This window comes from Bacillota bacterium LX-D (genome assembly GCA_031628995.1).
Taxonomy (GTDB): domain Bacteria; phylum Bacillota; class DUOV01; order DUOV01; family Zhaonellaceae; genus JAVLUO01.
Window position 1 is genome coordinate 1 of the sequence record JAVLUO010000006.1, and the last position, 14002, is coordinate 14002.

General features: G+C 35.6%; 11 protein-coding genes and 1 rRNA gene. 6 read left to right on the forward strand and 6 right to left on the reverse strand.

Annotated elements, in window-relative coordinates; translation table 11 throughout:
• Both rrf and RDV78_06490 read left to right on the forward strand, forming a co-directional pair.
• Positions 1 to 101 (forward strand): 5S ribosomal RNA (rrf, locus tag RDV78_06485); the annotation flags it as partial.
• A gap of 254 nt (positions 102 to 355) precedes the next feature.
• Positions 356 to 751, forward strand: coding sequence for a (deoxy)nucleoside triphosphate pyrophosphohydrolase (locus tag RDV78_06490; GenBank protein ID MDS1030139.1), 396 nt, complete (start codon positions 356 to 358; stop codon positions 749 to 751).
• Positions 752 to 794: 43 nt separating this feature from the next.
• On the opposite strand, the gene RDV78_06495 is transcribed toward RDV78_06490, so the two are convergent.
• Together RDV78_06495 and RDV78_06500 are read right to left on the reverse strand one after the other, a co-directional pair.
• The gene (locus RDV78_06495; protein ID MDS1030140.1) at positions 795 to 2561 is read right to left on the reverse strand and encodes a DUF5050 domain-containing protein; all 1767 of its coding nucleotides are present in this window, start codon (positions 2559 to 2561) and stop codon (positions 795 to 797) included.
• Between the two features lie 143 nt (positions 2562 to 2704).
• Entirely contained in the window at positions 2705 to 4987 is a 2283-nt protein-coding gene (locus RDV78_06500; GenBank protein MDS1030141.1) for an EAL domain-containing protein, read from the reverse strand.
• A 1143-nt stretch (positions 4988 to 6130) separates the two neighbouring features.
• On the opposite strand from RDV78_06500, the gene RDV78_06505 reads away from it, so the two are divergent.
• Positions 6131 to 8029 (forward strand): APC family permease, encoded by a 1899-nt coding sequence (locus RDV78_06505; protein ID MDS1030142.1) that lies wholly within the window; start codon positions 6131 to 6133, stop codon positions 8027 to 8029.
• Between the two features lie 83 nt (positions 8030 to 8112).
• Here RDV78_06505 and RDV78_06510 read toward each other — a convergent pair whose 3' ends face one another.
• A complete protein-coding gene (locus tag RDV78_06510; GenBank protein ID MDS1030143.1) occupies positions 8113 to 9813 on the reverse strand; it encodes a DUF2156 domain-containing protein in 1701 nt (566 codons plus the stop codon).
• A gap of 423 nt (positions 9814 to 10236) precedes the next feature.
• Between RDV78_06510 and RDV78_06515 the strand changes: the two genes are divergently transcribed.
• Both RDV78_06515 and RDV78_06520 read left to right on the forward strand, forming a co-directional pair.
• Positions 10237 to 10434 (forward strand): cold-shock protein, encoded by a 198-nt coding sequence (locus tag RDV78_06515; protein MDS1030144.1) that lies wholly within the window; start codon positions 10237 to 10239, stop codon positions 10432 to 10434.
• A gap of 114 nt (positions 10435 to 10548) precedes the next feature.
• Positions 10549 to 11955 (forward strand): DEAD/DEAH box helicase, encoded by a 1407-nt coding sequence (locus RDV78_06520; protein MDS1030145.1) that lies wholly within the window; start codon positions 10549 to 10551, stop codon positions 11953 to 11955.
• A 25-nt stretch (positions 11956 to 11980) separates the two neighbouring features.
• On the opposite strand, the gene RDV78_06525 is transcribed toward RDV78_06520, so the two are convergent.
• Positions 11981 to 12238: an ATP-binding protein gene (locus tag RDV78_06525; protein MDS1030146.1), complete on the reverse strand. Its 258-nt coding sequence runs from the start codon at positions 12236 to 12238 to the stop codon at positions 11981 to 11983.
• Between the two features lie 92 nt (positions 12239 to 12330).
• The gene (locus RDV78_06530; GenBank protein ID MDS1030147.1) at positions 12331 to 12639 is read right to left on the reverse strand and encodes a histidine kinase dimerization/phospho-acceptor domain-containing protein; all 309 of its coding nucleotides are present in this window, start codon (positions 12637 to 12639) and stop codon (positions 12331 to 12333) included.
• A gap of 146 nt (positions 12640 to 12785) precedes the next feature.
• On the opposite strand from RDV78_06530, the gene RDV78_06535 reads away from it, so the two are divergent.
• Positions 12786 to 13430: an SdpI family protein gene (locus RDV78_06535; protein MDS1030148.1), complete on the forward strand. Its 645-nt coding sequence runs from the start codon at positions 12786 to 12788 to the stop codon at positions 13428 to 13430.
• A gap of 67 nt (positions 13431 to 13497) precedes the next feature.
• Here RDV78_06535 and RDV78_06540 read toward each other — a convergent pair whose 3' ends face one another.
• Entirely contained in the window at positions 13498 to 13959 is a 462-nt protein-coding gene (locus tag RDV78_06540; protein ID MDS1030149.1) for a DUF4342 domain-containing protein, read from the reverse strand.
• Positions 13960 to 14002: the final 43 nt, after the last annotated feature.

Here is a 14002-nt window from a genome sequence, read left to right on the forward strand (position 1 = left end):
CGGAGGGGAACCACCCGTTCCCATCCCGAACACGGAAGTTAAGCCCTCCAGCGCCGATGGTACTAGGGAGTATTCCCTGGGAGAGCAGGTCACTGCCGGAATTAATTTTTAAGTCCAGTTACAAGAGTAGCTGGACTTTTTAAATTTAAACGTGACAGGGGCTGTTCTTTGACATAGCTCTGTTATCCTTTGAGAAAATAATATGAATTATAAGAAATTATTAATTGCTCCTGAGAAGGGATATAATTGTATTAGATGAAAGGACTAAGCAGATACTATGGGAAAAAACGGAAGAAATTGTTTGCTATGAGAAGTACGAAGTGTAAAAACAAATAGCCCATAATAGGAGATGTTTATGAAACTTGTTACTGCAGCAATAATTATTAAGGATAGGAAAATTTTAATTGCCCAACGGGCCGAGGATGATAAACTTGCCCTTAAGTGGGAATTTCCCGGCGGTAAAATTGAAGGTGGTGAAACGCCAGAGGAATGCCTAAGACGGGAAATAAATGAAGAGTTAAATTTAGATATCAAGGTAAAAGGACATTTTGCAACTAGCCTCTATAAATATCCAATGGGAGAGATCAAGTTAATGGCTTATCTGGCTGAAATAACCGGTGGCCAAATGGAGCTAAAGGTCCACAATGATGTGCAATGGGTTATGAAAAGCGAAATTGACGCTTTTGATTTTTGCCCAGCAGATGTGCCTATAGTAGAGGGGATAAAGAAAGATCCTTCAATCAGCTGTTGAAGGATCTTATTTAATCAAACTTACGCTAAATAGGAGAACATTTTTACTTTTCCGCATAAACCCTTTCCTGATAGCGCAGAGTATATACTATTCCCGAATCCGTTAGTAAAGCAGTATCTATACTGTCAGCAACTAGGCATGAAATTTTGCCTGGAGCATCAATTTTATAGAGGCCTAAATCATATCCGTCGGACTTAAAGTATACTCCTGCTTTGCCTACAAAAAACTCACTGGCACTTTGTTCACTCAATTTTGTTTCTTTCCCACTGGCGATGTTATATTTATATAGTTTGCCTAAATTATCAGTATTGTTATATTTATTTACCGTATAATAAATATTTCCGTCCAAGAATTTACAGTCAATTACCTTTTTGGCAACTAATATCTTTTGATTATTTCCTTCCAGATCTGCCCTGACCAGATAGCCTGTATTTAGATCAATATAATATATTGTCTGATCAATTAGCCAAAATTTTTGTGCAGGTTCAGTCAGCTTACTTTGGGTTTTGCCGTCAGTACTAATTTTATAGATACATGGCAAATCTTTTTCATCACTTTCCTGATAGCCTAAAGTATAAATATAACCATCTTCAAGATAGAATGGGCTATTGCCAGAATAACTTACTCCTTGTTCATCTATTGTCCGAAAGATGCCGTAAGTGTAGCCATTGATACCTAATTTTTCCTTTTCCCGGGTATTTAGGTTCAATTTAAATAGATTGTCAGCTGTATTAGTCATAAATCTAAAATCCGTATAATAAAAGTACTCTCCTGCTGCGGCAAAATTAGTAATACTTTTTCCGCCGGCAATTTCCTTTAACTGTTCATTTTCAAGTTTGTATACACTTTCTCCTCCCATGGTTATGTCGCCAGAGTGAAGTACTACATAAAAATCCTTGTCTAAGATTTTCATATCCCCTAGCCAACCGTCTCCAGGATTCCATTGTTCTATAGTACACAATTTCCGCGATTTATTGCTAGCAAAGTTGAAGACATGCAGCTCATTTTTTCCATTAACTTTAGAAAAATAATAGAGCTCGTTATTGATTAGTTGACAATTGGTAAAACTTTCCTCACCGGGCAACTCAATTTTAATAGCTTGTTTGTTGCCTGTTTTTTCGTATAGTCCAGCAATTTGTTTATGATCATAACTATCTAAAGTGTAATAGACAGTATCTCCGTATTTAGCAATAAGTGTGGCCCTTTGCTCATCAGAAAGTGGTTTTCTTGAATCTATTAATTGGGCTTTTATTTTAGCTTTTAGTTCCTTAGTTTGGGGACTTTGCAAGTCTATAGCTTCATTACTAAAGATAATTAATCCGTCAAGCCAGGCAACATTTTTTCCTAGTGTTTCCCCGATACCCCTTAAAGGAAGTACAATTCTACCTTCAATTTTCTGGGGAGGCACATCAAGAGTTCTAGGTTCATTATTGATGTATATGGTTTTACTGTTGACCTTTAATTTTATTGTTTTCTGTAGTGCATGATTAGTTAAAATAACGTCATTTGGTTTTTGGGCATCCCATTGAACATCCCAATAACTGTTGTTTTCGTCTAATTCAGCAGCTAATAACCCCATTAGCCTAATGGGAACCAACACTCGTCCACTTTTTTGAAATAGCTTATAGTCGCCGTAGAGATCAGTTTTTTGCCCCTTTAAGAAGACCTTATTATGGTAAGTAAAAGGCATAATTACAGCCCGCTCAAAAACCTCATCCAAGTTTTTTTGCTTAGGTTCCTCTGCCCAAAGAATTGTGCTTCCCGCCAGAAATACGGTCAATGTTAAGATTATAGTTTTTAACAACCTCACTTAAATCACCCTCTACTTTGTTGTATGGTCTATTAACCATGCTATATAGACGTAATGCTAGCAGCAAAAGTTCCTTTATAGTGCTGCAAAAAATAACTCCTGATATCTCGTTCAAAATTGAACTAGATATAGGAGTTGTTTTTTTACTTTCGAACTTCTAGCAGTTTAATGGCTTGTTCTTCGGGGAGAGGTCTGCTAATAATATAACCCTGAATAAGATCGCAGCCATATTTTTTAAGAACATCGTATTGTTCCCAAGTTTCAACACCTTCCGCTACAACTTCTAAATCTAATTTAAGGGCAAGTACGATAATCAGTTCCGTTAAGTTTTTATTGCTATTAGGGTTTAAATTGTCAATAAAAAATTTATCTATTTTAATCGTTGTCACTGGAAGCTGCTTCAAATAATACAAAGAGGAATAACCTGTCCCAAAATCATCAATTGCAAAGCGGACACCTTCCTTGAGCAATTGTGAAATGTTTTGCATACATAATTCGTAGGATTCCATAAATCTGCTTTCGGTAATCTCAATTTCAATACTTTCTGGTGGAATCCGGGCTTCTTTGATGGCATCCAGTACTACCTTGCTGAAATTATTGTCCATAATTTGGATAACTGAGGCGTTCAGGGACATTCTTAAGTCAGTGTATCCAAGGTTCAAAAGCCTTCTAACAAAAAAACATGCATTTTTAATCACCCTAACTCCTACAGGTATAATTAAGCCCGTATCTTCAAGTACTTTAATAAATTTGCTCGGAGTTACTACTTGCTGATCTGGCATTATCCATCTGAGAAGTGCTTCAAAGCCAATTATTTTATTGGCATTTAAATCATATATTGGCTGATAATATAGTTTAAATTCATCGTTTACTAAAGCCTTTCTTAAATTTTTTTCTTGTAGCGACTTTTCTATGATAGATTCATTCATTTTGCGGTCATAAAATTCACTTCTACCTTTGCCGTTTTCTTTCCCTTTGAACATGGCTGTATCTGCATTTTTTAATAATTCATTGACGCTGGTGGCATCGTCGGGATAAATAGCAATGCCGATGCTAATGCAAATATAATAAATATTGTCATTTAGGAAGATGGGTCTATTCACCGCTTGGTGGATTTCCTTGGCGATGGAACTTATACCGTCCTTGCCACTAATGTTTTTGACGGTAAGAACAAATTCATCTCCCCCAAATCTAGCTGCAGATATTTTATCTCCTGCCAAGGTAAGGAGCCTTTGGCCAATACAATTTAGAACTTCGTCCCCGGTGGAGTGGCCGTAGGAGTCATTAATTATTTTAAAGTTGTCTAGATCCATAAAAAAAAGGGCGAATTTCTCATTTCTCTTAATCAGTGCACTTATTTCATCATAGAAGTATAATCGATTAGGAAGATTTGTTAAAGCATCGAAATATGCGAGATTTTTTAATTTTTTTCTACTCTCCAGCAGTTCGGTATTTTGTTTGTTCAGATCCTTAACTAGTTCAGCTAGATTATGAGCCATTTTTATAATGGATTTGCCTAAGATGCCAAATTCATTTTTGCTGCTAATGACCGAATCAAGGAGATTATCTTGGCTAAAATCACCTTGCATAATTTTATGCACTTTTTTTAATAATTTATTTAATGGTTTATCAATAGTATCTTTAATTACTAAACTTAAGAGAAAAGGAAAAATTAGAAGTAAAAGAAAAAATAATAGAAAATAAAATCTAAGTGTACTAATAAAGGAGCTATAAAGTTCATTCTCTGGGAAAATCAGCACTAAACTTAACCCCGAATCCCCGATGGCAGCATAAGAAGCAATTTCCTTATTTTGCTTAAGCTCCAGTAAACCGCTGCCTTCCGCAAAAACTAATTTTTCAAGATTTTTATATTCATTGTTTTTTTCATCTTTAATATTCGTGACTTTGTTAATGTCGTAGTTTGCCATAGTGCCTTTTTGCTTATTTTCAGCCTGGATGAAGGGTGGATTACCTAAGATATAGCCATTATTAGTAAGTACAAAAGCATAGCCTTCACGGCCAACCTTGATCTCTCTAACGTAATCATCAATCTCACGGATAGAGATATCTGCAGTAGCTCCCCCCATAAATTTATTATTTTTATAAATTGGAGCTGTTCCTGTTATAAAATAAGTGTTTAAGATTTTATCGTAAAAAACATTGTTAAAATAAATGTCCTTTTTTTGGGGGCCAAAGCCAACTTTGTACCAATCTTCATTGAGATAATCATAACTGGAAGTACTATATCTCCAAGTAAAGACATTTTGGTTGTTGTTATCCCGATATATATAAGGGCCATAATATTTCCTGCTTTTATCATATGCATATGGTTCAAACCAAACCCCCATGCCGAAAAGCATTGGATCACTGGCTAACTTTTCTTTTATTTTGGCAAAAATAATTTTTTCATTATAATATTCAGGCATAGCTTCAATAATATCAGCTAAGTTTACTGCTGTTTTAGCTGTGGAATATAGTTTATAGTTTAGTATGGTAGCTTCCTTTTTTGCTTGAATTTTAAGTATATTAGCAATGTTTTGCTTATCATTTTTAATGTAAATATTACTGATGATAAAAAAAAGAAAACTTAAGGCGATAACAGTAATAATAACTACAAATGAAGAAAGTATAAAATAGACACTTTTGTTATTTTCTATGGGGATCTCTCCTTACTGTTCTAAAGGTATGCGTAGTTTTTCACATAAATATAAAGTGTCTTCCAACGAAATGTTTTTCATCATTTCTACCATAATAGTTTGCTGAATATCTTCAGGCACTTGAGACCAATTTTCCATAAATTGTTTAAGTGCTTTTTCTTTGTTTTGTAGCTTCCTCCTATATGAATGACACAGCGGTGTTGAGGGTCTATACGCATTTTTTTCAGCAGTTTCAAATGCAATTCTAAAACTTTTATAGAAGAGTCAAATACTCCATCGTTTATGAAATTTAAAACTACAAAATGATACAGGATGAAAATCGATCCGCATCTGTTATGTAAGGCAAATTGACCAATGCCGGCTAGGGATTTTTCTAGTGGGGGAAAGTAGTTCCAACTAGAGAGAGCTTCATGAGTAGCAAGGAGAATTAATTTAGAACTAAGCCTAAAGAATCTAATGCCATGTGCTTTATTATGTTTTAACAGCCGCAAACAGTTTGCTAAATTTTCCTTGGCGATCTTCGATAGCCTCTTTAGGGCCGCTTCTTGATCAGGGATTTTTAGAAATTGTGCCCAAGTCATAGTTTGAGAGGGGGGAACATGCTTCTAGAATAACGCTCATGGCCACATAACTAACCGGACAATAGTCATAGCTATCACCTTTGGTTAAATAATAGCAATAATTGTTTTACTAATCAATAAATAGTATTATTGCTTTTGGGGAAAATATTTTTTAATATTAGTATTTGTATAGTATCAAACAATAAAAAATCTTTGTGCTAACAAATAATTAAAATTGACCATAAATCATTATTTAGGCATATTCCTTTTAATTTGCCACGGGTATATATTAAGTGAATGGCATTGAAAACTAAGATACTATAGTATTATTTCTTATTAGGAAGTGAATCAGTTGTATCAAAATTTTAAGCGTTGGCTTTTAGGTGAAAAGCTTGCCTCAAACCAGTTGAGCCAGGAAAAATTCAATGTTTTTTGGGGTTTGCCCGTTTTGGCTAGCGATGCAATTTCTTCTGTTGCTTATGCTGTTGAAGAGATTCTTTGGGTTTTTGTACCTGTCATTGGACTAGCATCCTATTTGTGGCTGCCAAAGGTAGCAATAGGAATTATAGCATTACTGATCATTTTAACCATTTCCTATCGGCAAATAGTTGATGCCTATCCTTCTGGGGGAGGGGCATATATTGTCGCCAAGGAAAATTTAAGAACTGAATTTGGCTTAATTGTGGGGGCCGCGCTTTCCATAGACTATATCTTAACTGTGGCCGTAAGTATCTCAGCGGGTACTGCAGCTATAACATCCGCGTTGCCATTTTTGTATTCTCATAAAATAGCAATTGCAATTTTTATTATGCTGCTCATGGCTTTGGGGAACCTACGGGGAGTTAAGGAATCTTCCAAAGTGTTTGGTATACCAACCTATGCATTTATTTTATCCATCTTGACTCTGATTATAGCAGGTGTAGTTAAAACTGCTCATGGGACGGGAGGTATTATTCCGCCTAGTCCTGTGAATTCTAATGTTAGTTTTGGAACCCATGCCATTTCTTTATTTTTAATTATGAAGGCTTTTTCTTCAGGATGTGCTGCTGTTACTGGAGTTGAAGCCATTTGTGATGCAGTGCCAAATTTTAAAGCACCAGCCCAAAGAAATGCAAAATTTGCCTATATATTATTAGCTTCAGCAGTACTAATAACCTTTGGCGGAGTTGCCTATTTAGCTACACTTTACCATGCGGTGCCTAACCCTAAGCAAACAGTAATTGCGCAAATTGCACTGGATGTTTTCGGCCATAACTTTATGTTCTATATTATTCAAGCTACTACGGCGGTAATTTTAGCTATGGCAGCCAATACCGCTTATGCGGGATTTCCAACTCTGCTTTCAATTATTGCCCAAGACGGCTATGCACCTCGGCAATTTGCCAGCAGAGGTCATCGTTTGAATTATTCCAATGGGATTCTACTGCTAACCATAGCAGCCGGACTGTTGATTATAGTGTTTCAAAGTGATACCCATTTATTAATACCCTTATATGCCATTGGAGTTTTTGCTTCCTTTACCTTGGCCCAAGCCGGCATGTTTGTAAGGTGGCTCCGCATTAAACCCCAAGGATGGCATTACAAAGCTTTTGTCAATGGACTAGGCTGTTTGGTTTCTTTGATTACAGTAATAATTATTGGTATTACCAAATTTATGAGCGGTGCCTGGATAGTTTTTATAGTTATTCCCTTACTGGTGTTTGTGATGTTAAAAATACGAAACCATTATAAAATAGTATCTAAACAGTTGGACATTCCCAATGAAACTCTTAGTCAATTAAAATTAAGCCCAAAAGCAGCACCACATGTAATTGTGCCAATCGACAGTTTGAACAAAATGGTAATTAAATCATTGCGCTATGCTCAAAGCATATCTACCAATGTAGAGGCCTTTCATGTAGAGCTTTATGAGGGTGAAGCTAAAAAACTTAGAAGCAAGTGGGATCTGCTGAACACGGATATTCCTTTGGTTATTAAACAATCCCCTTATCGTGAAGTAATTAGAACTTTAGTTAAATATTTAGATTCAGATGAACATTCTTCAAAACCAGGAGATATGATTACCGTACTTTTACCTCAATTCCTTGTATCGAAGCCTTGGCAAATGATGTTACATAATAATACTAGTATCTTTATTACAAGTGCTTTGCTGAAAGAAAGAAATATAGTAGTATCGGTTTTACCTTTTTATATTGAGGAGGAACCTGAATTAACAAAAAAACCAAATGGGAAAAAAACTAGTGAGAAGTAATTAGAGACATCTAAATAGCTAAAAACGCTCTACATTCGTAGGGCGTTTAATTATATTAGCTTCAATTTAGGCTAGTTCTTAATTCAAATTTTATTTTTTTCTTCGCGCAGAAGTAAGTTTTTCATTTGGACCAGTACGAAGTCACTTATTCCTTTGGGATTTTGGGCTTTAAGTAAGCCATAAATAATTTTAGGTGTAAATACTTTCGGGTAGAAAATTAAATAACGGGTAATCCAAGCAGTAGGGTTATATTTTCGTTTATACTGGTGCAAAGATTTAAATCCATAGAAATTATTCATTTTTTCATAAGCAAAATCTAATAAAACAGCAGCAATAGATATTTCGCTGGAATCACGAACATTGGCCAAAGGAGCAAGCCCTAAGCTAGCTTCCTTAACTCCTTGGTCTTTCATTAAGTTAAAGCATGAAATTACTAATTTTTCCATGGTTCCTTTAGGGGCAGTAGGCCTTTTGCGTGTAACATCTAGATAGTAGCCGGTTCCGCCGGCATAAGGGACACAAACTAAAAAGGCCTCCACTTTTTTTTCAGCGTTTAAAGCTAAATAATATTTTCTGCCTTGAGGAAAATCTAAAGAAATGCTGCCTAAAAGAAAAGATAATTCGCTGCTTTTTTTCTCACTCAGCCACTCTTGAGATACTTCGATAATTTGTTGTTCCAACGCATAATCTCTTTTGAGCAACGGTTCATATTCGATTACATTTATGCCGGCTTTGTCGGCAGCATTAAGCATTTGCCTGACTTTCTGGGTTTTAGAGCCTTTAATTGTATATGTTGTTAAATCAAATATTGCTTCCTCGCCATATTTTACGTAACCATACCCTATTTTTTTAAACTGCTTTAAAAAACGGTCGGAAACAGTAGAAAAGCAAATATCAAGATTATTCTGGCGGCAGTATTGAGTGAATTCATTTAACAAGACTTCTGCTGTATTATCCGGGCAAAGAGGATCTCCTGCGGCTACGGCAACTCCGCTATGAACCACATAAGCAATTACTCCTGAACCGTTACTGGCAAAAAAGTACTTTTTATCATGCTCCAAAGCAAGAAAAGAGATGGGATTAAAACCATATTTTTTAACTAACCTAAATACTTTTTTCCGGTCGCCTGTTGTAGGTATTGGCGTAAAAACAAAAGGTTTTAAAATTAGGACCAAACTGGCAATTAAGCTAAAAAGATGAATCCAGAGAACTGTTTTAGCAAAATTGTAAGCTATGGCTGTTTTAAAACTCAGATGTTGAGGAACAGTGCCAAAAAGATGTTGTAAAGCTATGTCGATGCCTTTGCGGACAAAATGTATTTCATGCAATTGTTGGTGCAAGATAAAAAAACCAATGATACCATATAAAAAGGCAAAGGACATAGTTAATAAGCTGAGTATTATCCCCAGCTTAAAGGTGAAAGGGTCGCTGTCTCTGGTAAAGGATTGATGTTCATAGACTAGAGCCAGCAGAACCAATAAACCTAAAATACTATTGAGATGAAAGAAGCCTAAGCGGTGAGCCTGTACGCTGAAAGAAACGGCAAGTATAGGCACGGCTATTAACCAGGCAACTTTAAGCCTCTTGTATAAACCGTTAGCTAAAATTAATAAGCTAAAGCCAGTAAGGGCCGATAAAGTTCTATTAATTTGGATTGATTCTAAGGAAATATGACCAAGACCGTAAATTAGTTTATATTTCCAGGGAAATGCGCATAAAATATTAGAAATACCTGTTAAGACAATTAATCCCAGCAATGCATTTAAAAAAATTCTCTTACTCATTATTACCCGCCTATCAATATAAATAGTAATCTTAGATGAGTTAAATTATATTTACTTTGATTATACACTTTTTAGCTACTATTAAAATATTAAAACATTAGCCAATTCAGTTTCCAACTGTGCAAGGAACTATTACCAAAAGAAAAAATACATAAAAAGCCTTGTTAAAGTATAAAATTAAATTAAAGTTGGAAAACATATATAGGTAATTTTTCGTCCAGATAGAGGCAGCTTAAAAAATATTGCTAATTGCAAGTTTTGTTTAATTTTTCCTTGCAATTTCAGCAATAGTATGGTATCATTATGCTTGTGTTAAAAAGATGAGAAGAACGAAAGCATCTTGAGGCCTCTTATTATAAAGATGGATGAAAGATATGAAGTTATTCCGCTTTTTGATTAAAATTATTTTAGGAGGCTTTAAAAATGCAAGGTAAAGTAAAATGGTTTAACTCTGACAAAGGTTTTGGCTTTATTGAAAGCAACGAAGGTGGAGATGTTTTTGTTCACTATTCAGCAATTCAAAAAGAAGGTTTCAAAACCCTTGAAGAAGGTCAAGATGTTGAATTTGATGTAGTAAGTGGCAATCGCGGACCCCAAGCTGCAAACGTTAAACTTATCTAACATTCATAACGAACATTGAGGCATTTCCCTTAATAGGAAATGCCTTTTTTGATTCTATTTTACCTATTTTGGGTAAATTATAAAAAAAAACATTTTTATTTAAGAGGTGTATTTATGCCAACTTTTTATGAATTAGGTTTAAGCCATCCTGTTGTTAGAGCTACTTTGAAGATGGGCTTTGAAGAAACAACGCCAATTCAGGAAAAAACCATTCCTTTGGCGCTTACAGGCGCTGATGTAATTGGCCAAGCTCAAACTGGAACAGGGAAAACAGCTGCTTTTGGGATTCCTTTAGTAGAAAAGATAGATAAAGATTTGGGAAATGTTCAAGGTATGGTTATCACACCTACGAGAGAATTAGCTACTCAAGTAGCAGAAGAACTAAATAAGCTGGGCCAATTTAAAGGTGTAAGGGCTGTGCCTATTTACGGTGGACAAGATATTAGGTACCAAATTAAAGCATTAAAAAATAAGGCTCAGATTATCGTTGGAACTCCTGGCCGTCTGCTGGATCACTTAAAAAGAAGAACCATTAGACTTCAACATTTAAGTTTGGTAGTTCTTGACGAAGCTGATGAAATGCTGAATATGGGTTTCATTGAAGATATTGAAAATATTTTGAAAGAAGTTCCCGAAGAACATCAGACCCTACTTTTTTCAGCCACTATGCCGGAATTAATTCGGAAATTAGCGGAAAAATTTATGCATAATCCCCATTTTATAAACATTAAAAATAAAGAGCTTACTGTGCCCGATACGGAGCAGATTTATATAGAAGTTCAAGAAAAACAAAAGTTTGATGTACTGTGCCGTCTGATCGATATTCAATCACCAGAGTTGACAATTATTTTTGGACGCACCAAAAGAAGGGTAGATGAAATTTATGAAGCATTGAATATTCGAGGATATTCTGCAGAAGGCCTTCATGGAGATTTGACCCAAGCTAAAAGAAATAGTGTACTGCGCCATTTTAAAGAGGGTATTACTGAAATTCTAGTGGCTACAGACGTAGCGGCTAGGGGATTAGATATTAGCGGCGTGACCCATGTTTACAACTATGACATTCCCCAAGACCCGGAAAGTTATGTGCACCGCATTGGACGCACAGGCAGAGCAGGGAAACATGGCATTGCAACAACCTTTGTCACACCCCGGGAAATTGGACAGCTCAAACAAATTGAGCAAGTTATTAAGCGAAAAATAGCTCGTAAGCCCATACCTACTTTGCTCGAAGCTATTGAAGGACAACAGAGATTGACAATTGAAAAATTAATGGAGACAGTGGAGCAGGGAGATACACTACAATACAAAGAATTAGCAGAGGAACTGCTAGAAGAAATTGATTCTGTAGCCCTCCTATCGGCTGCCTTAAAATTGTTAACTAAACAACCTGATACAACTCCCGTTAAAATTACTGAGGAGAAACCTTTTGTTCCTAAAAAGTCAAAAGGAAAATCCTACCGGAAGCCTAAATTTAAGAGTGAAGGCAGAAATGATAAAAAGTATAGTAAAAGAAAATAGTTAAACACATTTTTCTAAGGCCTTTTTAAAGTAAACCTTTTTCTTTAGTTGTTAAAAATGGTTTACCTAAATCCTCCAATATTTTTGGCTCTATTCCTATGCCTTGGGCTTCACTTGCTAAGATAACGTGGTTTTCCTCAGCAGCTGCCTTGATAACTAAATTATGGCCTGGCTCCATGGCCTCAAAACCATTGGGGACGAGGTTGAAAATTAATTGGCGAATCTCTTTTTCATCTACTAGGATTGTTGGTAAATTCGCAGCTAATTCTAGGGAGAAATTCATTTCATGGCTAATGGCAGCTGCTTTGATTAGCGGCTTTAATAATTAAATAGTGATTAAGATTAATAAGTGCCCTTTGATTAAGCTCAGCAACTTTATTTTCTTGCTAAGTAAAGAAACTCTGTAATAATAGAATTAGTCCGACTTAATTCTTCAATTATAATAGAGTAATGTTTTTGAAAAGGAGCACATTTTTTTTTGCTTAACAATTGCAACAACTCTAAAACTGTCATCATGGAGTTTCTGATCTCATGGCTGATGCCGGCTGCCATTGCTCCCATCATGTTTAGACGTTCGATCCGCAGCAATTCTTCTCCTACCTTTTTCCGTTCCGTAATATCTCTACCAATGATGTGCAGACGAGGAAGAGTAAGTGTTACTAAATAGGACCCAATTGCAGACAAAAAACCACCATTTAAACATTTTAAAAAATGCCGGATTGGTCCCGGATGAACGTCAAGGTCAAAATATTACTTATTCCTTAAATTCAAGTGTTGTTGAAGATATATTAAATTGGTTTTTAAGTTTAAAAAAAAGGAGGTTGAAGCACATGAGCAGCTTCAGAAAAGATTGGCTGATAATGCTTATCCTAGCTATAATTTTTATAGTTGGGGTTCTAGTTTATCCCTTGCTTCCAGCTAGAGTGCCTATGCACTGGAATGCAACAGGACAAGTTGATGGGTATGGATCTCGCTTTTGGGGAGCTTTTGGACTGCCTTTAACGGCACTGGCTTTGTATCTTTTGTTTATCTTTTTGCCAAGGTTAGATCCCAAAAAAGAGAATCACCAAAAGTTTAGCAATGTATATGGTTTATTAAAATTAATTATTATTCTTTTTCTCACAATTATGTACTTGGCTCAAATAGGTTTTGCCATTGGTTATCCGATTAATATAGGTTTTATCACCAAATTCTGTGTAGGTTTAATCTTTGCCGTAGTAGGCAATTATTTTGGGAAATTGCGGTTTAATTATTTTGTAGGAATTAGGACTCCTTGGACTTTGGCTAATGAGCAGGTTTGGACTAAAACCCATCGGATGGCAGGACCCCTCTGGGTTGGAGCAGGTGGTGTCTTTATTTTTTCCGCTTTCTTTAATGCTGCTTGGACCTTTTGGCTTTCTATTGGTGCCTTGATGTTAGCAGTAGTAATACCATTTATCTTTTCTTATCTTTTATTTACGAAACTTCAAAGTTAGCATTGATTAGATCCAGCTCAAATAACCAGCCTGCTGTTACGTTAAACATACAGCAGGCTGGTTATTCTTATGGCTTTTTGATTTCCTGAGTGATTTTTTTGGTGAGGTTTTTGACTACGTTAGAAAATTTAGTAATTTTGTTATTAATGGAGCATTCGTCTCCTGTATTCTTCATAAAGCCTATTTTACAATTTGTGAATACAGCAAGTACAAGGGCTGCTAAAGTAACAGGCAGTGAGACAATGGCTGCTAGCAAAGCAATTGTAGTAGGTACATTGAGAACGGTTTTATCCTGTTTTTTAATTGTAAAGTTAATTCTATTTAGTTTGATAAACGCATTTTTTGTTTTTCTTAGCAATGAGGAATTAGCAAAGTGCATTCCCTCTTGCTTAAGTTTGTTTTGTTCCTCAAAATAAGCAAGGGTTTCTACTATATCTCCATTGAATTTTTCCAATGCCTCCTTAGCCTCTTTGTAGTTCACTTTAGCTCTTGCCCTAATTATATCGATTTTTTCCAGGGATATATCCATTTTTAATCCCTCCGCTTTTTTATTTTCCCTTTGTTAATATAGT